Origin of the sequence: Mycolicibacterium bacteremicum, from assembly GCF_002086115.1 — a bacterium.
GTDB classification, from domain to species: domain Bacteria; phylum Actinomycetota; class Actinomycetes; order Mycobacteriales; family Mycobacteriaceae; genus Mycobacterium; species Mycobacterium bacteremicum.
In genome coordinates, this window is the sequence record NZ_MVHJ01000009.1 from 20,323 (window position 1) to 39,984 (window position 19,662).

Sequence of the window (19,662 nt, forward strand, 5' to 3'; positions counted from 1 at the left end):
CTACTCGGACAGCAGAGGACAACACTCATGAGGATTCTCGTCACCGGTGGAGCCGGCTTCCTCGGATCGAACCTGTGCACCGTGCTCGTCGGACGTGGGGACACGGTGTTCTGCATCGACGATCTGTCGACCGGCCGCCGCACGAATCTGGAACACCTCTTCACCTCACCCCAGTTCACCTTCATCGAAGGCACTGTCCTGGAACCGATCTCTTTGACCGAATGTGTCGACGGCGTCGTACATCTGGCCAGTCCGGCCTCGCCGCCGGCATACCTTGAGCGACCGATCTTCACCTTGCGCACCGGCTCGGAAGGCACCCGTAACGCGCTCGACTTCGCACTTAAGCATTCGGCCCGCTTCGTCCTGGCCTCGACCAGTGAGGTCTACGGTGACCCGCTGGTCCATCCGCAATCAGAGGATTACTGGGGCAATGTCAACCCGCTCGGCCCGCGCAGCGTCTACGACGAGGCGAAGCGCTATGCGGAATCGTTGACCACCGCCTACCGCTCCTCGTGCGGAGTGGACACCGGGATCGTGCGCATCTTCAACACCTACGGACCCGGGATGCGCTCCGACGACGGGCGGGTCGTGACCAACTTCATCGACCAGGCACTGCGTTGCGCACCCCTGACGGTCTTCGGCGATGGCAGCCAGACCCGGAGCCTGTGCTACGTGGACGACCTCGTCCGGGGATTGGTGGCGATGCTCGACTCGCACGAACAGGGGCCGATCAACCTGGGCAACCCGACCGAGCTCACGGTGCACCAGATCGCAGAGTTGGTAGCCGAATTGGTGGTCTCCTCGTCTGAGATCGAGCGCCACCCGCTCCCCGAGGACGATCCCACCCGCCGTAAGCCCGACATCACCAGGGCCCGCGAACTACTCGGGTGGACCCCCGAGGTCGAGCTGCAGGACGGGCTCGCGCGCACCATCGAGTGGCATATCGCGACGATGCAGGAGATCCGCGCATCATGAGTACGCCGGGAAGTACCGCCGACAAGCGGGTTCAGGTGGCCGATACCGGACGAGGGCCGGCACTGGATACGGCGCGATCGCCGCGGACCGACCTCACCCGTCCGCGGTGGCAGGAGCGCTATGCCGCCAACCTGCGCATCACCGACGCCATCGTGGTGTGCGCGGCAGTCGCGTTCGCGCAGTATGTTCGCTTCGGTCTGCCGCCCTTCGTTACCGGACACGAAAACCGTTATGCAACCGCCTGTTCGGTCTTGACCGTCATCATCTGGTTGTCGCTGCTGGCCGGGTTCCGCGCCAGGTGCACACGGATCATCGGCAGGGGCATGGAGGAGTACCGGCGCGCCGTCGAGGCGTCCATCTGGACGTTCGGCGCCATCGCGATGACGGAGTACATCTTCCATCTCGAGATCGCCAGAGGCTACCTCGCGGTGGCACTTCCCGCAGGCGTCTTCGGACTGGTGGTGAGCAGGTGGCTGGCGCGCCGATACGTGGCACGTAAGCGCACCGACGGGAGCTATCAGACCACTGTGTTCGCCGTCGGGAACAGTGACGCGGTGACGGGCCTGGCCAACGACCTCACCCGGCGCCCGGCGGACGGATTCCGTTTCGTGGGCGCCTGCATTCCGGGCAGCCGGGCATTCCCCGACGAATACTTGTTGGTCCGTGGCGAACAGATACCCATCGTCGGCGGGGGCAGCTGCGATCTGGCCAACTTGGAGGCACTGATTCGCACGTACGGCGCAGACACACTGGCAGTCGTCGGGACCGAGCATCTCGGAGTTCAGCAGATTCGTAAGCTCATCTGGAAGCTGGAACCTCTCGGCGTCGAACTGCTGGTGTCCCCGGGAGTGACGGACGTCGCGGGCTCCCGGTTGACCATGTTGCCGGTAGCCGGACTGCCCCTGCTGCACATCGAGAAGCCGCAGTATCGGGGTGCGGAGCGGTTCCAGAAACGGGCCTTCGACATCTGCTTCGCCGCCGCGGCGCTGACTGTCGCATTGCCGGTTCTGCTGATCGCGGGTGCCGCCATCAAACTGACCAGCCCCGGCCCCGTCTTTTACGCTTCCGAGCGAATCGGTCTCGGCGGAAGGGTGTTTCGTATGCTGAAACTGCGCACGATGGCACAGGACGCCGACCAGAAGCTCGTCAACCTGATGGGAAGCAACGAGTGCGACGGACAACTGTTCAAGATCAAGAACGATCCCCGGGTGACGCCGGTCGGGCGAATACTGAGGCGGTTCAGCATCGATGAGCTGCCACAGTTCATCAACGTCCTGCGACGCGACATGAGTGTGGTCGGACCGCGGCCCCTCTTCTGGATTCAGGACGAGGAGGACGGCAGTGATACGCTGCGCCGACTGCTGGTGAAGCCCGGGATCACGGGGCTCTGGCAGGTCAGCGGCCGATCCGACCTGGCGTGGGAGGACGCGATCCGCCTTGATCTCTCCTACGTCGACAACTGGTCGATGGCCGGCGATCTGCTGATCATCACGAAGACCCTGCGCGCGGTGTTCGGGCATGGCGGGGCGTACTGAAATGTCGGCCGAAACAGCGGACTTCACCGCCGCAACCGACCAGCCGTATGTCTACACCCGCAAGGAACTGGCCGAGCCGGACTGGCGGCGGTACCCGGGCTGGGCTGCGGTCACCGAGGCGCAGTGGCAGGATCCGCAGTGGCAGCGCGCACATTCGGTCAAGAACATCGCGCAACTCCGGGCTGTGATGGGGCATCTGCTCGACGATCGGTTCTATGAAGACCTGATTGCCGACCAGCAGCAGCGCGCCACCATGCAGATGTTGCTGCCCCCGCAGATGCTCAACACCATGGCTCCGCACTGCGGGCCCGAACGCCGGGGTATCACCGAGGCCTTCTATGCCGATCCCATCCGGCGCTACATGCTGCCCGTGCTCAGCGACCGCGATCCGGAATGGGTCTCGCACCCCTACGCCGAACGAGACTCGCTGCACGAGGCCGACATGTGGGTGGTGGAAGGCCTGACCCACAGGTACCCGACCAAGGTGCTCGCCGAGCTGGTGTCCACCTGCCCGCAGTACTGCGGGCACTGCACGCGCATGGATCTGGTCGGCAAGTCCACGCCGGCGATCACCAAGTCCACCCTGCCCCTGCTGTCGGCCGACCGGCAGGACCGCATGCTCAGCTATCTGCGGTCCACCCCCACCGTGCGTGATGTCGTGGTGTCCGGTGGAGATCTCGCCAACGTCCCGTGGCCGCGGCTGGAGGCGTTCATCGCACAGCTGCTGGACATCGACACCATCCGCGACATCCGGCTGGCCACCAAGGCGCTTGCTGCACTGCCGCAGCACTGGCTGCAACCCAAGGTGGTCGACGGAATCAATCGCGTCGCGCTGACGGCGGCGGCTCGCGGGGTGAATTTGGCTCTGCACACCCACATCAACCACGTCCAGTCGGTGACACCGCTGGTCGCGGCGGCGGCTCGGACACTCATCGACGCCGGCCTCCGGGACGTACGCAACCAAGGCGTATTGATGCGCGGGGTGAACGCCACCGCCGACGACCTGCTCGACCTCTGCTTCGCACTGCAGGGCGAAGCCAACATCGTGCCGTACTACTTCTACCTCTGCGACATGATCCCGCACGCCGAGCACTGGCGTACCTCGTTGGCGGAGGCCCAGCAGCTTCAGCTGGCGATCATGGGGTATCTGCCGGGGTTCGCCACTCCTCGGCTCGTGTGCGACGTTCCCTACGTCGGTAAGCGGTGGGTACACCAGATGGTCAAATACGAGCGCGAACTGGGCATCTCGTACTGGAACAAGAACTACCGCACCGGTCTGGAGCTGGCCGATGCCGACGCTCTGAGCCGTGTCTACCCGTTCTACGATCCGATCGGCAGCCTGCCGGCATCCGGGCAGGCATGGTGGCGCGCGAATTGGGATCGCGCCGAGGACAATATCCCGCCGGCCGATGACACCGCGGCCGAACACGAGTCTGTGCGACTACCCGCCTGACCCCAGGCCACACCACATGCAGCTGGAAGGAACCGAACGGGCCATGGATGATGCGTATGGCGACAGGTGCAATGAGCCGCAGGCTCAGCACGTCGCTACGGCCCGAAGTCCCGCTGTGACAAAGACGTCGGTGCTGGGCTCCGGGAAAGCGGACGGCGTGCACGTCGAGTTGTCTCCGATCATGGACGACGACATGGCCGGGGTCGCAGCATTCCTGCACGCCAACCTCAATGACCGGGTCCCGTGGAAACAGGCGTGCTCGACAGTGCCATGGAAGGTCGACGCGCCCAACTACGGATTCATGCTCTGGGACGGCCGACGGGTCGTCGGCGCCTTGCTGGCCCTGTATTCAGAGCGGCTCGTGAACGGCCGGGTGGAGCGGTTCTGCAACATGGGGTCCTGGTGTGTGCTGCCGGAGTTCCGGTCGCGCAGCATGTCGCTGCTACAAGCACTGCTCGCCCAGGAGAACTACCACTTCACGGTGCTGACCGCCGATGTGCAGCCCCAGGAGATCCTGGCCTGGTGGGGATTTCGGTACCTCGATACGGCCGCGGTACTCATCCCGAATCTGCCGTGGCCCACCGTCCCGGGACTGACCACCATCACCTCCGATCCCGCCGTCATCGAAAGAACCCTCACCGGAAACGAACTCGCCCTCTACATCGACCACGCGCAAGCACTTGCCGCACACCATCTCGTGCTGACCCGTGGTTCGCGTCATTGCTACGTCATGTATCGACGGTCGAGATACAAAGATCAACCGGTCGCGATGCTGCTGCACGTCAGCAATCCCGATCTGCTGCGCCACGCCGTGGCACCGCTGACCCGCCACCTGTTGGTCCGCCACCGCCTGCTGGCGACCCTCGCCGAACGTCGGACCATCGGGCACAAGCCGCCGTTAGCGCTCAGCTTGACGAACTGGCCCAAGATGTTCCGCAGCGCCAGCCTGGAACCCAGGCAGATAGACGACCTCTACAGCGAGCTCGTGTGTGTGCCCTGGTAGCCGGCCGTCGGCTTCCCGACCCGAGACCTGGACCGCACATGGCCCAGGATGAACAGGCACGCCTCCAAGCTGTGCCGCGGCATTCCGGAGACGTCGTCTTCAGCGTCGAACCCATCGACACACTCGACGGATTGGAACGGGAATGGCGCCGACTGGAGGCCGAGGCCGCACCGTCATTCTTCCTGTCCTGGCACTGGATCGGCACCCTGCTCGAGATGGTCCCGCCGAGCGCGATGCCGCGCGTACTGCGGGGCACGGCGGACGGCCGGACCGTGGCACTCGCCGTGCTCGGGGACGCCCAGATCAGGCGGCACCATATCGTGCGCACCCGTCGGTGGGTTCTCAACGCCACCGGGGATCCCCGGCTCGACTGCATCTTCCTGGAGCACAACGGTCTGTTGGCCGACCCGGACGTGGGCTGGGAAGGGCTGATCGAGGCGTTCTGTGCCACAGTAGGAGTCGATGAGATCAGCTTCCCGGGCATTGCCACTCCCCCGCCGGACGCCCTGGTCGAGGCACGTGGCCTGCTCCGGGAGGAGCGGCCGGAGTCGTCGTTCGCCGTGGATCTCGGCACGCTGTCGGCCAGTGCTGGTGACATCACCGCGATCCTGAGCCCCAATGCCCGGTCACAGCTGCGCCGGGCACTGCGCAAGCTCGACCCGGTCACGATCGAAGCGGCGTCCGACGAGCAGCAGGCACTGGCCTTCTTCCGGATGCTCAAGGAACTGCACATCCCCTGGTGGGAGCAGCGCGGACTGCCACACGCATTCGTGCACCCGTTCTTCGAGCGTTTCCACGAGCGCCTCATCGAACGTGGGTTCGCCGAGGGCGCCGTCGAACTGCTCCGGGTACAGAGCGGCGACCGGACGCTGGGCGTGCTCTACAACTTCCGCCGTGGCAATCGGATCTACGCCTACCAGAGCGGTTTCGTGCAGCCACGGGCACATGAGCGGCCCGGAGTCATCGCCCACGCTCTGGCCATCAAGAAAGCGTGGCAGGACGGTGCCGAGATCTACGACTTCATGGCCGGTGAGAATCGGCTGAAACGCAGCTTCGGGAACCGCACCGAGACGCTGTCGTGGACAGTCGTACAGAAGCCACGGCTCCGATTCCGCATCGAACATCGAGCACTCGGCGGGACCCGGTCAGCCAAGAAGAAAGCGAGCACGGATCATGAATCTGCTTGAAAGACGGATCGACACCATCGATCCCAGGCTGAGCGCGGAGCTGCGCGGGCTCAAACTGCGGCTTCACCGAAATCGGCTGTGCGATGTCATCCGGCGGTGCGCCGTGCCCGGCCGATCGGTGCTGGATATCGGCGCCAATCGCGGCGTCTACACCTGGATGATGTCGCGTCTGGTCGGGCCGGACGGCGCCGTCCATTCCTTCGAGCCCTATCCGGCCAACGTCGAGCGGCTGAACGCGCTGTCGATGGCCAGAACGAACATCACCGTGTATCCGGTGGCGCTGTCGGACAGCGACGGCGAGGCGACGCTGCACGTCCCGCGACATCACCGGCTCGACATCGACGCGCTGGCCAGTCTCAGGACGACCGCCATCGATGAACGCTTCGTGCCGGTGCAGGTCGAGAAACGCAGACTCGACAGCGTGCTCCCGTCGAGCGCGGGCCCGCTCGGATTCGTGAAATGCGATGTCGAGGGTCATGAGGACGAGGTCGTCGACGGCGCATGGCAGACCATCACCAGGGACCGGCCGACGATGGCCATCGAGATCGAGCAACGGCACCGCCAGGCGCCGGTCACCGATATCATCGGGCGCATCGTCGAGGTGGGTTACGACTGCTTCTTCCTCGACGAGGACGGCACCCATCCCATCGCCGAGTTCGACATCGAGCAACACCAGCTGATCTATCTGACCGCGGAGTTCGTACCGCATGCGATGCCCCGCGGCTATGTGAACAACTTCCTGTTCTTCCCGAAATCAGGCTGAAAGCACCCATGATGCGCCTACGTGCCCACCGTATTTCCAGCGCCGTGATTGCGGCGGCCGTAGCCATAGCCGTTTCCACCGCACCGCAAGCGGGCGCGCGCACGCTGTTCGTCGGCGACTACTCCACCGGGGATTTCTCCCAGTGGCCGACCGTGCAGGTCAAAGGATACAACGACAGCGGAAGCGATTTCGTCCCCGATTATTCCGCCCGTGTCGTCCCCGACGCCGCCAAAGGACGCGCCGCGCGTTTCGAGGTCCGGCCCGGGGACAAGCCACCGTTCGGTGGCGGTGAACGCGCCGAGGTACAGGGCGGCTCCGGAACCGGCGGCGTCGAGGGACAGACGTGCTGGTATCAGTTCTCCACCAAGTTCGACGTGTCGTTCCCGTTGAACCACGCCGATCTGGGCTGGGGGGTCACCAACCAGTGGCATGCCTATGCCGGAGGCAGTCCACCGGTCAGTTGGACTGTGGACATGGAGAACGGTCAGTGGTCACTGACCATCGAGAAGCAGGCCGCGCCGGGCGCCTATCTTGAGCAGTTCTCGATCTTCGACACACCGCTGGACGTCGGGCAGTGGCACGACGTGGCGATGCAGATCCACTGGTCGTCCTCCGACGATGACGGGTGGATACGCCTGTGGCACAACGGAGCACGGCAGTCTTTTCGCGACGGCTCGGATACGTTCCAGGTGCGCACCTTGATTCCCGGGGCGAGCGCTGTCTACTATAAGGAGGGCATGTACCGGGAGCCGTCAGACTCCACGGACATCGTCTACCATTCCGGATTCCGCTCCTCGGACGCCGAGCCGTTGCCCTGAAGGCACCGGGCCGGCGACGGCGGCACCGATTCGCCGGCGTGCGACCGCACCCCGCAGACGTGGCCTGCGCAGTTCGAAACCGGAGATCTTGAGGCGATACAACGCCAGTGAGTGGTTGCTCCCGATTCCGATGCGGGGCAGCGCAAGCGGATCGGAATCGGAGTCTGCGAATCCATGCGTCGTCGAGAGCGCCCAGCGGACTCCGTTACGACGCAGCGCACCCTTCGCACGCATGTCGAAGTCCTGCACACCACCGTTCGGGTACGCGAAGATGGTCGGTTTACTGCCCGTTTGTCGCTCTACGACCAGGCAGGATTCCGAGATCTCGTAGTCCACCTTGTTGTCGGTGCATCGCGAAAGGATCGGATGGGTGACGGTGTGCGGGTACAGCGATACCAGACCGTCCCCGGCCAGCACGCGCGCCTCGTCCCAGGACAGCATCTCGAACGGACCCCCGCGGGCGTCGATGTCCGCACCGAGTTCGGCGACGAGCCAGTCGACCCGCGCGATGCGTTCGGCATCGGGCAACTGTTTGAAGTGCTGGACGACCGTGTTGCGCACCTCGGTGCGATCGGCGACGTTGCGCAGCGAGTAGCGGCCGAGTCCCACGGGACCGAGGTCGATCTCGGTCACCGCGGTGTGCGCGAACGCAATCCAGAGTTGATCGGGCCAAAGCGCCTCGCCGGTGCCCATCGGCCCGGTGGCGAGGAAGACCGCGGCGGGTAGTCCGAGATCGCGCAGTACCGGCGCGGCGTGGATCGCGAGATTGCGGGTACCGTCGTCGAAGGTCAGCGTCGCCGCCCGGCGCGGCAACGTACCGTCACGGAGGCGCTCAAGCGCCTCCTGCAGGGGCAGTACGTGAAAATGCCGGCGGAGGTATCCCAACTGACGCCGCAGCGTGGCGGCGTCATGCACGTAATCACAGGCCGGCGAGAGTGGTTCGCCCTCCACACCGTGGAACATGAGGATCGCAAGCCTGCCCGAATTCTTCCACCGCGCGAACGCCGGAACGCCTGCGGCGCAGAGCGTCCGCGCCGCCAGCAGCTTCATCCGCGCACGGCGGGCGGCCACATCCTCTGCCCCGGTATTCTCGGGCTGCGATGGCTTGGTGATCATGCGTGACTCCTCATCAAAGCGGTGTGATAGGCATCGACCGTCGCCGCGGCCACGGTCTCTGGGGTGAATCGGTCCATCGCGATCGCGTGTCCACGGCTGCCCATCCGCAGGCACAGGCTCTGGTCATCGAGCACTGCGCGCAACCGGTCGGCCAGCGCGACCTCGTCCTCGGAATCCATGAGGAACCCGGATACACCGTCTTGCACCATGCCCGGGATTCCCCCAACCCGACTGGCGACCACCGGCTTCCCCGCCGCCATGGCCTGCGCGATGATCGTCGGCGCATTCTCCTGTCGCGAGAACAACACGACGGCTCGCGCGATCGCGATTTCATGCAGCATCCGGTCGTTGTCGGCAAACCCCTCCATCTCGACACAGTCGGACAGGCCCAGTATTTCCACCCGCTCCCGGACCTCAGCCGCGTAGGCCTCATCCGGGTGCGGACCCACCAGCACGAGACGTGCATCCGGAACCGTCCTGCGTGCCTGGGCGAAGGCATTGACCAGACCGAGCGGATTCTTCAGTGGGATAAGCGCACCCGCGAACAGCAACCGGGGTGCGGTCGACGGTGACGGCGCCAATTCGAAAAACCGCGGATCGGTCGCGTTGTCGATGCTCACCCGTGTCCCCCTGGTGAGTCCGGACAGTTCCGCTGCGTCGTACTTCGAGATCGATATGACGACCTTGGCGCGGTGTAGCACTCGCCGGGCCACACGGTGTATCAGCTTGGCCCGCAATGTGGTGCGGATGCTCTTCCGGTGATAGAGGTGTGTCTCGACGTAGGTGATGCCATGCACGGTCACCACGCAGTTCGGGCTGCACCGTGCCGCGATATCGCTGTTCAGTCCGATCTCCTGGCCGTGAATGACGTCCGGATCCACCTCGGCGATCAGCTTTCGCGCCTTGCGCAGGTCCAGGTACGCCCCGGTGAGCATCCGGAACCGGTACTGACCGCGTACGTAGTGGATGTCGATCTTCGGCGTCTCCCGCCGGTACTCGGTCGATGCCTCTCCGTGGTGGAACCGCAGCACGGTGACGCTGTCGATGTCATCGCGCTCGGCCAGAGCCGGCACGAGCGTGCTGGTCGCCGACTCGACCCCACCACGCACGACACCGGGCTCCAGCGGATATGTCCCGATCACTAGAACTTTCAAGCCCATGTCCCCACCTCACTCTCGCCGGCCACCGACGGGGCCGGCCAGTTTCGTTGCCGCCTTGTCGGCAAGGGCGCGCACCGATCGGTATCTGGCCGGTGACGCCACGCGCAGGACACCTAGATAGACCAGCGCGAAGACCAGGCAGTCGACCAGGATCAGCGCGAGCCCCACGGGCTCGGCAAAGCGGTCTGACCTGATCAGAAGATGTTCCAGCAAGAAGGCGACGGCGAAGGCCACAGCGGCCGACACCGTCGACGGCCACAGGCAGGCCAGGACGTCCCGGGGCGACGCATCTGCCACCGAACAGCTCAGGGACACACTGACGATGCCGCAGACCAGATATGTGACGGACAGTCCGAGGCCCACCCCGGCGACTCCGAACGGCAGGAGAAGCACGATCAGCGGTAGGTGGAGCACCAACCCGAGCACACTCAGCCAATTCACCAGTGATGACCGGCCCGCACCCTTCATCACCGTGATACCGAACGCATTGAGCGCCGCACCGAACGGAACTGCTGCCATCGCCATGGCGGTGGTGCCCGCGGGACGCCAGTCGTCACCGAGGAGCAGGACGGCAGCCGGTTCTGCAGTCACGGCAAGCACCGCCCCGATCGGGAGAGCGCCGAACCAGGTCCACCCGAGAACCCGGACGAATGCCTCCCGGAATCGGCTCCTGTCGGCCGATATCCGGGCGAAGGCGGGAAACAGCGTGTAACCGAATATCTCGACGATCGCCATCGCGGGGATGCCCGCCATCTGGTAGCCGTAGCGGTACTGGCCCAGATCGGTCGTACCGAGCCGGCGGCCGAGAAGCACCTGCTGGAAGGTGTCCCGAATGCTGGTGGCGATGTTGTCGAAGAGCAAGGGCAAGGAGAAGACTGCCATTTCGCGCCAAACCCTGACCGAGAAGCGACCCCTGAACGGGCGCCATCTCGCCATCCACCAGCTCAGCACCAACAGCGTCAGGATCGATGCGTAGGAGCCGATGACCAGTGCCCATGCTCCAAACCCGCGCACAGCGAAGATGATCGACACCGCCGCGAACGAGATCTTCGCCGCGGGCTGGATGATCATTCGTTGTTTGAACCGGAACGCACGCTGCATGAGGGCCTCCGGGACACTCACGCACAGGTAGAGCAGTACGAGTCCCGAAGTCGCCGCCGCGATGTGCCCGGCCCGGGGGCTGTGGAAGAGGTCGCCGATGAGCGGCGATGTGACCAGGACACCGAGAGCGAGCACCACACCGGTCGCGGCGGTCACGACGAGAACGGTGTTCGCGGCGTCCTCGATGTCGTTCTCGCGCTTGATCAATGCCTGGGCCAGCGTGCCTTGCGAAAACGTCAGGAGGAACCCCATCAGCACCGATCCCGCGGTGAAGACGCCCACCTCTTCGGGCCCCAGTATCCGTCCCAGCACGATCGTCTGGACCACGACGACGACCTGGCAGACGACGACGCCGACAGCGGAGTACCCAACCCCTCGTTTGAGCACTCCGCTGAGACCGTCTCCGGAGACGTCGTTGTTGGCCTGCTTCATGTCACCTACCAGCCGATGCCCTGATAGTGGACGGTCTCACGAAGTCGCACGGCATCCGGCAACCGCACCAGGTCGACGATCAGCCGGTCCGCCCCGGCCCGTGACATGGCTTCGACGACCTCCGGTGCGCAGGAACCGACGATCAGCACCTCACCGTGTTCGAGCACCGTGTCGATATCGTCGGTCAGCAGCTCGCCCACATGTGGCAGCCGCTCGTCGATATAGGCACGGTTGGCACCCAGCAGCCGTGAGAGTACGACGTTGGCATCATGGATCTTGACGTCGAAACCCTTGCCGATGAGTCGTTCGGCGAGTTCGACCATCGGGCTCTCGCGCAGGTCGTCGGTTCCCGGTTTGAACGACATCCCGAAGATTCCCACCTTTCGTCGCCCGTGCGCGACGATCAGGTCGAGGGCACGTCGCAGATGGACCTCGTTGGACACCAGGAGGTTCGACAGCAGCGGGATGTCGACGTCGTTGCGGCGCGCGGTGTGGGTCAGCGCCCGCAGGTCCTTGGGCAGGCAGGAGCCACCGAAGGCGAATCCTGGCCGCAGGTATGCGGGGCTGATGTTGAGTTTGGTGTCGGCCACGAATACATCCATCACGGCGTGCGAGTCCAGACCCAGTGCGGCACAAAGTGCTCCGACCTCATTGGCGAAGCCGATCTTGAGCGCGTGGAAGCTGTTGTCGATGTACTTCGTCATCTCGGCAACCCTGATGGGCACCTGGAACACCGGGCCCGGAAGACCCTCGTAGATCCCGATGACCGTCTCGGCGCTCTCCGAGTCCGTGGCCCCCACCACGGTTTTGGGCGGCCCGAAGAAGTCCCGCACGCTGGTGCCCTCGCGCAGGAACTCGGGATTCACGCACACGCCGAAGTCGATGCCCGCACGCTTGCCCGACACCCGCTCCAGCAGTGGTATCAGCAGCGTCTCGCAGGTCCCGGGCACCATGGTGCTGCGATAGACGACCACATGGCGTCGGTTCTTCTCCCGGATCGCCAGACCGATCTCGGAGGTCACCTCCTCGAGATACCGAGTGGTCAATCCGCCGCCACTGGTCGACGGCGTTCCGACGCAGATCAGTGAGATGTCGGTGTTCAGGACTGCGGCATGGGCGTCCGCGGACACCGTGAGGCGTTCTGCGGCCACCACCTCGGCGGTGAGCTCACCGATCTCACTCTCCACGATCGGAGACCTGCCGTGGCGTAGCCCGTCCAGCTTCGCGGGGTTCACGTCCACACCGATGACGTGGTGCCCGCGGGAGGCCAGACACGCCGCGCTCACGCAACCGACATAGCCCAGGCCGAAAACACTTATTGCTGACTTTGTTTCAGGATTCATCCTGCTCACCACCCTCGCGTGGACGAAACAATCGACGGACACGGCACGGTTGTCACGGCCCCCGACCGACGGGTGTCGATCGTCAGGCCACGCCGGATGCCGTCCTGGGACCAACTGACAGACAGTTCCTCACCGCTGCGGGTGATCTCGGGCAGCGCGATGACCCCGGCGTCGACGGTGTGCAGGAACGACACCAGCGCTACCGGCAGCCCCGCCCCGGTGTGCGCGGTGAGCAGCCAGGCCGGCTCCCTGCCCTCCAGCCGATCCGACCACCAGCCCAGGCCGGAATCGGTGTCGCCCCGGACCTGGCCGGTTTCGACCGGTGTCGTTGCGGCATAGCACAACTGCAGAACCGGGATACTGTCCCGGGAGACCATGTGACCGTCCTGGGTGGGAAGCCAGTCCAGCGCAGGGTGCAAGGGCCAGGACACCGCGATGTCGTGTGTCCGCTTTCCGTCCAGCAGATCGACCACCACCACGGTGGACTCACCCGGCGGCGCGATCAGCCAACGCCGGTGCGTCACTGGGTCGTCGAGCCGACGATAGCCGTCGTGTTCGGCGTCGACGACGCCGTTCTCCAGATCGACCGAGCGTGCGGTGGTCGCGGCGTGCCTGCGCCAGTAGAACGGTCCTCCGATCACCGACTGGTTGGCACCGTCCACACACACGGTGGGGTGCGCGCGGGTGCCCCGGTGCACGGCTCGCCAGTCCGGATTCATGCAGTAGCTGCCGGTCCCCGGGTCCACGATGATCTCTCCGTCGCCGTCGCTGAGCGTCACCGACAGGGCGTCGGCGTGACCGTGGGCCGCGGTCGAGAGATAGCCGAGCGGCCCGACATCCATGGTCAGCCGGTTCCGCCTCTGTCGTAGCACCACCAGTCCCCCGTTCGGTGCATACATGCTCGATTCGTTGCCGCCCCGACCGACGCCCTTGCCGATCCCGCGCACCGATGTGCCCAGTGCGGCGGCGAACCAGGCGGCGGAAGTTGTCATCTCGCCATACCTGGCCGCGCTCTCGTCCCCGGTGGTTGCTGCCACGATGCCGAGATGTGCACGCACGGTGCGCTTCGGCTCGGCTCCCAATCTCAACGCAAAGCCGTCGTCATCGTCCCCGAAGCGCGGATCCGGATCGCCGGATCCGACGACCGACACCAGGTACCGTGCACTGCGCGCCAGCGCGGTGCCGATCGGTGCCGGCACCCGATCACCGCGCAACCGCCACAACGCGGCGAGCGTCGAGAACAGTTCGGCGGTGAAGATCTGGTAGGAGATCGACTGCTCGGCACCCGCACCGTCGGGCAGGATCAGCTGTTCGGCTGCGGCTTCGAGTGCGCGCACAGCACGTCGCTGCAGCGAGGCGGGCGCGGCCAGTTCGGGGAACAACAGATGCACGGTCAGCAGTCCGGTGAGTTCACCGACCAGGTGGTTGTTGGCCGAACTGAACCGGGATCGGTTGTGCCAGCAGTGGCGGGCACTCGCGTCGAGCATGCGGACCACCCGACGGTAACGCTGCGTGGTCATCGCGGGTGAGTTCCGCAGCCCCTGTAGTGCGATCGCCACCGAGATGGCTCGCATGCCCACCTCGAAGGGGCTGCGCCACATGGTTGCGGTGGCGACCGGGTTCTGGTCCAGCCAGGATTCGAGGTGATCGAAAGCTGTTTCGGCATAGTGTGATTCACCGGTGAATAGCCATGCCTGCGCCAGCACCGGTAGGTGCTGCAGGCGGTTGAGCTCCCAGATCCATTTCGGATCGCTGATCGCCTCGCGGTGGTCGATTCTGCCACCGGTGGATTCGGGCCAGCGGAAGTCGGTGATCGGGTCGTAGCTCCAGTCGATGTAGCGACCGATGTTCACGCTCGGGTACCCGAAGAAGGCGCGTTCGCCGGCGATGCATCGATCGGCCTCGGCCAGCACCTCGCGCACGTGCGCGGGCTGTTCTGCCGCGATCCACCGGGCCCGCTCCTGGTCGAGCAGCACCGGTCGCCCGTCGCCGTCCCGGAATCGCTGCCGCAGCGCATCCCAGTCCGCCACCGGCCGGCGCAGCATCCGGGAATCGATCGGTTCCAGCCAGACGTCGCGGCGAATCACCATCTCGCCCATTTTCTTTGCCCGCCAGACCATCTCGCGGGGCGACATGGTGGCTGCCCGACCGGCATACCAGCTAAGCTCGGGCATCTTGGGCCTCCCGGTCAGACGCGCCCACACCGGCCAGGCGCCGGTAGGACGACAGCAGGAGCTCCAGGTTCCGTTCTCCTTCGCCGGGGTCGCGATCGGCGAACGCACTGTCGGCAGTGCTTCGGCAGAGGATCTCGCTGAGCCTGGTCGCGAGGTCTGCCGCGTCGGCGGGACGGAAGCGGACGACTCCACTCGGCCGGAATCCGACATCGCTGGCCAGCACGGGCGTACCGACGGCCAGGGCCTCGCGCACCGAGATCGCGTCTCCCTCGTGGTGCGGGGTGCGCACGAAAGCGTCTGCCCTGCGCAGAATCGGGAAGACCGCCTTTTCGTCCTCACGCACCACGACCGCGTCGGCCAGGCCGTCGCGCGCGACACGGTCCAGCAGCGCGCCGCGGAACGCGGCGTCCCCGCCGGACTTGACCATCAGGACGAGCCCCAGTGCGGGGTTCGTCACGCGGAGCTCCGCGACGGCCTCGACGAGATCCTGGCTGCCGTAGAGGTCGTACCAGCCGCTGATCGAGGCGATCAGCGGTGCATGGGTGTCGGCGAATTCGGCGACTTCGGGCGGCAGCACCTGATCGGCGCGCGGATCCAGCCTGAGCGGCAGGGCATTGGACACCACCACGACGCGCGATGCCGGTACGCCGACCGCCCCCAGCGCCCCGGCGATCTCATCGGTGCACGCGATGAGCAACTGCGGGCGGGTGAGGATGAACCTTACGAGCTGCCTACGGGCACCGCGGTATCCGGTGATCGCGGTGGGGAACTCTCCGCCGGCGATCGACAGCGCGCTCGGTCTGCGCGCCACCCTGGCGGCGAGCAACGGCAGGATGTTGCCGACAAGATTCGGTTGGCTGCCCGTCACGCAGTGCACGACGTCGGGCCGGGTGCGCAGCACGGTCAGCGCGGCGCGCGCGAAGGCCGCCACCCGGCCCAGGTCGCGGCGCCATCCTCCCACTGCGGCATACGGGACCGGGATTCGCAGCGGCGCCATCCCCTGCTGACGGAGGCCCGCCTCGATGGCGGAGAAGTAGACGCCCATGCCGCCGTACGGTGGTGGGAACGGACCCACCAGCGCGACGGTGAGCCGGCTTCGCACGTTCATCCGGGTTGTTCCTCGGCGCCGGCCAGCCCGGCGTCGGCCCCCGGCCGCCGAGCGCCTTGGGCAGATCGACCAGCACGGCCCTGCCCTGGGCCAGCGCCCACGGCACCTGCAGAGTCAGCGCGCTGGACCAGAATGCGTCCTCGGCAACGGTTTCGGAGTCTCCCGACCCGGTGGCGAGGTCGACGAACAGCCGCATCTCCTCCCGGTGGCCCTTCTCCTGGCGGCGACCTCGCGAACGTTTTCGCTTGCCGCCCTGCGCGATCTCGAGAGCGAAGAAGTCGTCGATGATTCCGACCACCCCACCGCAGTAGACCTCGATGCGCTCCTTGGGGATGCTCGGGTCGCCGTTGCCCAGATACTGCAGGCTGGCGATCGAGCCGCAGGAGAACGCGACCTGCACCACGATCGTGTCGGCCAGTTCGGCGGAGTCGGCCGAGCCGATGGCCTCTGCAGAGACCCGCAGCGGACGGCCCTCGGCCATCGAGCACGCCAGGTCCAGGAAGTGGCAGAGTTCGCCCACGATCCGTCCGCCGCCGAAGATGGAGTCGCGCATCCAGTGATCGGGTGGCATCTGGCCGGCGTTGCAGCGGGCGATCATGACCCGCGGCACACCGCGCGGGAGCGCCCCTTTCAGTTTCGTGGTGAGCGGCGAGAAACGCCGGTTGAAGCCGACGAGCAGCGGCGCGCCACTCTCCGTCCAGGCCGACGCCACCTGCTCAAGGTCATCCCACGTGGTGGCGAGCGGCTTCTCGCAGAACGTGGCCTTGCCGGCCCGCAGTGCCTGCGTTGCCAGCCCGGCGTGTGAATCATGACGGGTGGCGATCACGACCGCGTCGACGCCGCTGTCGTTGACCAGCGCATCGGCGTCAGCGGTGGAATGCCCGAATCCGTAGCTCTGGGCCACCTGCCCCGAGGTGGTGCCGCCCGAGGTGGTGATCCCGACCGGCTGCACCTTGCCCGTGTCCATCAGGGCGGGCAGCAGGACACGGGTCGCGAAGTTCCCCGCACCCACCATGCCCAGGCCCACCCGCTCGGCCGGTAGCCGGTTGCGCGGCTTCACCGCGATCTGGGTGCGGGCGGCCACGGCCTGCCCGTCGGGGTACTGCAGCAGTACTCCGATCGGTCGGGTCTCATCGGGTGATCTGCCGGATATCAGGGCGTAGGCATCGGCCGCGTCGTCGACGGGCAGACGATGCGTGGTCAGTGTCGCGACGTCCACCCGGCCGTCACGGACCAGGCGCAGGAACTCGTCGAGGTTGCGCTGTTCGGTCCACCGGACATATCCGATGGGATAGTCGTGGCCGTGCTCCTCATATCCGGGGTCATAGCGTCCCGGTCCGTAGGACCGTGAGTACTTCAGCTCGATTTCTTTCATATAGAACGGATCTCGGGGCAGCGTCAGCCCGACGGTGCCCACCAGCACCACCCGTCCGCGGTTGCGGACGAGCTGCGCCGCGAGCTCGATGGGATCATTGGACGCGGCGGCCGCACAGATCACCACCGCGTCGACACCGACGCCACCGGTGATACCGCCGATGACGGCCTCGATGGATGCCCGTGGCGCGGCCCGTTCGACTCCGATGCTTTCGGCCAGTGCGCACGCGCGCGGATCCAGGTCGGTGCCGAACACCCTGGCTCCGGCCGCTCTGGCGAGTTGCGCGGCGATCAGCCCGACCAGCCCCAGCCCCACCACCAGCACACGGTCCCCGAGCCCGATCTCGGCCTGCCGTACCCCGTGCATCGCAATGCAACCCAGCGTTCCGTAGGCCGCCTCGTCTGCGCCCACGCCGTCGGGCACCTTGGCGAGCAGATGTTTGGGAATGAAGTTGACCTCGGCGTGATTTGCGTAGCCCGCTCCCGAGCAGGCGACGAGATCGCCCACCTCGATGCCCGGCACGTCGGGGGCGACGGCCAGCACCCGGCCGGCGGCGCTGTAACCCAGCAGATTGGGGGCTTCCAGGCGCTGCATGACGGTGCGGTAGGTCTCCTTCACACCGTCCTGGCGGGCCTTCTCGACGACCTGTCTGGCCAGTTCGGGCCTCGCCTTGGCCTTTCCGAGCATGCCCTTTTCGCCGAGCTCGATCTTGTTGCGCTCGGTGCCGGCGCTGATCAGCGACGAGAGCGTCGCCACCAGTGCGCCGCCCCGGTTCAGCCGGGGCGGGGGTACCTCCCGCACCGAGACCTCACCGGTTTTCAAGTTCTGCACGGCCTGCTTCATTTCGCCTCCGAATGGTGCGGGCGGTTGGTCACATCAAGGTGATACGCGTCTGTTTCGATGGCTTTGGCCGGTACGTGTCCGGACGAGCCCCGGCTGAGCAGCTGCTCGTAGAATTGGACCAGAGCGCGCCGTGACACCTCCCAGGACAGTTCGCGGGCCACTCTGCGGTAGCCGGACTCCCCCATCCGCCGGCGCCGCTCGGGGTCGCGCAGTAGTGCGTCGATGGCCTGCGCGAATTTGAGCTCGTCGTTGGGCTCGACGTACACCGCCGCATCGGCCGCCGATACCCGTGCCTCGACCAGATCGAAGGACACGATGGGCCGGGCCATGGCCATGTACTCGACCACCTTGTTCATCGTGGACACGTTGTTCAGCGGGTTCAGCGGGTCCGGGGCCAGGCACACATCGGCGGTGGACAGGCAACGTTGCGCGAACTCGTCGGACACCCGGCCCGGAAATTCCACGACGTCGGTCAACCCGAGATCGGCACTGAGTGCGGCCACTGCGTCGTGCGAGTCGCCGGCGCCCATGAAGATGCAGTGAAAATCGGTTCGCCCGACCACATCACGCAACTGCTGGATGGCCCGCACCGCGTAGTCGACGCCGTCCGAGGGCCCCATCACGCCCAGATACGCGAGCAGATAGGGCTTGCCGCGACGCAGGCTGTCATCGGGTTCTCGCCGGATGAAGCGGCTCAGGTCGGGTGCGGTGCGCACCACGGTCACCCGCTCGGCGGCGACCTTGCCGCGTTCGATCGCGATGCGGCGGTAGCTCTCGTTCGTCGAGATCACCGCGTCGGCCGTGGCGAAGGTCAGTCGTTCGACCAATCGAGTGAGCCAGTACAGGATTCGTCCACCTGTGGGGAACCGGGAGAGGAACATCTCGGGCCCGAGGTCGTGATGGTCGAAGACGAACCGGGTGCCGCCCGGGCGCAGCACCAGAGCGATCAGGAACAGCAGGTCGGGAGGGTTACACGCATGCATGATGTCGACGGGCCCGTCACGGCGAACCTTGATGGCCAGTCGCAGCGTGTGGAACAGCGCGAGCGTGTACTCGCTCAGGTAGCCGCTCGGGCCACCGGTCGCCGGACGCAGCGGGTAGCGCAGTATCCGGACATCCTCGATCACCGTCTCCGACTCGCGGTCCTGACCGGTGCCTACCGGGCAGATGACGGTGACCTTGAACCCGGCCTCGGTCAATGCCCGGGCTTCCTGCCAAACCCGTCGGTCGAACGGCACCGAGAGGTTCTCGACGAGGATCAATATGTGGCGCACTG

Annotated in this window: 14 protein-coding genes and 1 pseudogene; 7 read left to right on the plus strand and 8 right to left on the minus strand. The window is 65.9% G+C overall.

Annotated elements, in window-relative coordinates; all coding sequences use genetic code 11:
• The first annotated feature begins 27 nt into the window (after nucleotides 1–27).
• From BST17_RS12575 to BST17_RS12605, 7 genes are all read left to right on the plus strand, one after another.
• Nucleotides 28–975 (plus strand): UDP-glucuronic acid decarboxylase family protein, encoded by a 948-nt coding sequence (locus tag BST17_RS12575; protein ID WP_083058329.1) that lies wholly within the window; start codon nucleotides 28–30, stop codon nucleotides 973–975.
• Nucleotides 972–2,510 carry a sugar transferase gene (locus BST17_RS12580; protein ID WP_083058331.1) on the plus strand — a complete coding sequence of 513 codons (1,539 nt, stop codon included), beginning with the start codon at nucleotides 972–974 and terminating at the stop codon, nucleotides 2,508–2,510. Before BST17_RS12575 ends, BST17_RS12580 begins: the two co-directional genes overlap by 4 nt.
• 1 nt (nucleotide 2,511) lies before the next feature.
• Nucleotides 2,512–3,963, plus strand: a complete 1,452-nt coding sequence (locus BST17_RS12585) for a KamA family radical SAM protein (RefSeq protein ID WP_083058332.1) — start codon at nucleotides 2,512–2,514, stop codon at nucleotides 3,961–3,963.
• Between the two features lie 115 nt (nucleotides 3,964–4,078).
• Nucleotides 4,079–4,966 (plus strand): hypothetical protein, encoded by an 888-nt coding sequence (locus BST17_RS12590; protein ID WP_234807658.1) that lies wholly within the window; start codon nucleotides 4,079–4,081, stop codon nucleotides 4,964–4,966.
• Between the two features lie 38 nt (nucleotides 4,967–5,004).
• Nucleotides 5,005–6,153, plus strand: a complete 1,149-nt coding sequence (locus BST17_RS12595; protein ID WP_083058335.1) for a GNAT family N-acetyltransferase — start codon at nucleotides 5,005–5,007, stop codon at nucleotides 6,151–6,153.
• Nucleotides 6,140–6,916, plus strand: coding sequence for an FkbM family methyltransferase (locus tag BST17_RS12600; RefSeq protein ID WP_083058337.1), 777 nt, complete (start codon nucleotides 6,140–6,142; stop codon nucleotides 6,914–6,916). Before BST17_RS12595 ends, BST17_RS12600 begins: the two co-directional genes overlap by 14 nt.
• Nucleotides 6,917–6,924: 8 nt before the next feature.
• The gene (locus BST17_RS12605) at nucleotides 6,925–7,734 is read left to right on the plus strand and encodes a polysaccharide lyase family 20 protein (RefSeq protein WP_234807659.1); all 810 of its coding nucleotides are present in this window, start codon (nucleotides 6,925–6,927) and stop codon (nucleotides 7,732–7,734) included.
• On the opposite strand, the gene BST17_RS12610 is transcribed toward BST17_RS12605, so the two are convergent.
• The 8 genes and pseudogenes from BST17_RS12610 to BST17_RS12645 form a co-directional block, all read right to left on the minus strand.
• Nucleotides 7,669–8,850 (minus strand): polysaccharide deacetylase family protein, encoded by a 1,182-nt coding sequence (locus tag BST17_RS12610; protein WP_083058340.1) that lies wholly within the window; start codon nucleotides 8,848–8,850, stop codon nucleotides 7,669–7,671. The genes BST17_RS12605 and BST17_RS12610 overlap by 66 nt on opposite strands.
• Nucleotides 8,847–10,010, minus strand: a complete 1,164-nt coding sequence (locus tag BST17_RS12615; RefSeq protein ID WP_083058343.1) for a glycosyltransferase family 4 protein — start codon at nucleotides 10,008–10,010, stop codon at nucleotides 8,847–8,849. Before BST17_RS12615 ends, BST17_RS12610 begins: the two co-directional genes overlap by 4 nt.
• Before the next feature lie 9 nt (nucleotides 10,011–10,019).
• Nucleotides 10,020–11,543, minus strand: a complete 1,524-nt coding sequence (locus BST17_RS12620; protein ID WP_083058345.1) for an oligosaccharide flippase family protein — start codon at nucleotides 11,541–11,543, stop codon at nucleotides 10,020–10,022.
• Nucleotides 11,544–11,548: 5 nt separating this feature from the next.
• Complete coding sequence (locus tag BST17_RS12625; RefSeq protein ID WP_083058347.1) at nucleotides 11,549–12,886, minus strand: nucleotide sugar dehydrogenase; 1,338 nt, start codon at nucleotides 12,884–12,886, stop codon at nucleotides 11,549–11,551.
• Nucleotides 12,887–12,891: 5 nt separating this feature from the next.
• Complete coding sequence (locus BST17_RS12630) at nucleotides 12,892–14,976, minus strand: heparinase II/III family protein (RefSeq protein WP_234807660.1); 2,085 nt, start codon at nucleotides 14,974–14,976, stop codon at nucleotides 12,892–12,894.
• 70 nt (nucleotides 14,977–15,046) lie between these two features.
• Complete coding sequence (locus tag BST17_RS12635) at nucleotides 15,047–16,168, minus strand: glycosyltransferase family 4 protein (RefSeq protein WP_083058350.1); 1,122 nt, start codon at nucleotides 16,166–16,168, stop codon at nucleotides 15,047–15,049.
• Nucleotides 16,169–16,844: 676 nt separating this feature from the next.
• A pseudogene (locus tag BST17_RS29645) lies at nucleotides 16,845–18,386 on the minus strand (bi-domain-containing oxidoreductase); the annotation flags it as partial.
• Nucleotides 18,383–19,660, minus strand: coding sequence for a glycosyltransferase family 4 protein (locus tag BST17_RS12645; protein WP_083058353.1), 1,278 nt, complete (start codon nucleotides 19,658–19,660; stop codon nucleotides 18,383–18,385). The gene BST17_RS12645 and the pseudogene BST17_RS29645, both read right to left, overlap by 4 nt.
• Between the last annotated feature and the right edge of the window lie 2 nt (nucleotides 19,661–19,662).

Excerpts from the sequence above, each read along its gene's own strand:
- BST17_RS12620 (WP_083058345.1), bottom strand. The coding sequence starts at position 11,543 with ATGAAGCAGGCCAACAACGACGTCTCCGGAGACGGTCTCAGCGGAGTG.
- BST17_RS12605 (WP_234807659.1), top strand. The coding sequence starts at position 6,925 with ATGATGCGCCTACGTGCCCACCGTATTTCCAGCGCCGTGATTGCGGCG.
- BST17_RS12600 (WP_083058337.1), top strand. The coding sequence starts at position 6,140 with ATGAATCTGCTTGAAAGACGGATCGACACCATCGATCCCAGGCTGAGC.
- BST17_RS12630 (WP_234807660.1), bottom strand. The coding sequence starts at position 14,976 with ATGGTGATTCGCCGCGACGTCTGGCTGGAACCGATCGATTCCCGGATG.
- BST17_RS12635 (WP_083058350.1), bottom strand. The coding sequence starts at position 16,168 with ATGAACGTGCGAAGCCGGCTCACCGTCGCGCTGGTGGGTCCGTTCCCA.
- BST17_RS12625 (WP_083058347.1), bottom strand. The coding sequence starts at position 12,886 with ATGAATCCTGAAACAAAGTCAGCAATAAGTGTTTTCGGCCTGGGCTAT.
- BST17_RS12575 (WP_083058329.1), top strand. The coding sequence starts at position 28 with ATGAGGATTCTCGTCACCGGTGGAGCCGGCTTCCTCGGATCGAACCTG.
- BST17_RS12585 (WP_083058332.1), top strand. The coding sequence starts at position 2,512 with ATGTCGGCCGAAACAGCGGACTTCACCGCCGCAACCGACCAGCCGTAT.
- BST17_RS12580 (WP_083058331.1), top strand. The coding sequence starts at position 972 with ATGAGTACGCCGGGAAGTACCGCCGACAAGCGGGTTCAGGTGGCCGAT.
- BST17_RS12595 (WP_083058335.1), top strand. The coding sequence starts at position 5,005 with ATGGCCCAGGATGAACAGGCACGCCTCCAAGCTGTGCCGCGGCATTCC.
- BST17_RS12615 (WP_083058343.1), bottom strand. The coding sequence starts at position 10,010 with ATGGGCTTGAAAGTTCTAGTGATCGGGACATATCCGCTGGAGCCCGGT.
- BST17_RS12610 (WP_083058340.1), bottom strand. The coding sequence starts at position 8,850 with ATGATCACCAAGCCATCGCAGCCCGAGAATACCGGGGCAGAGGATGTG.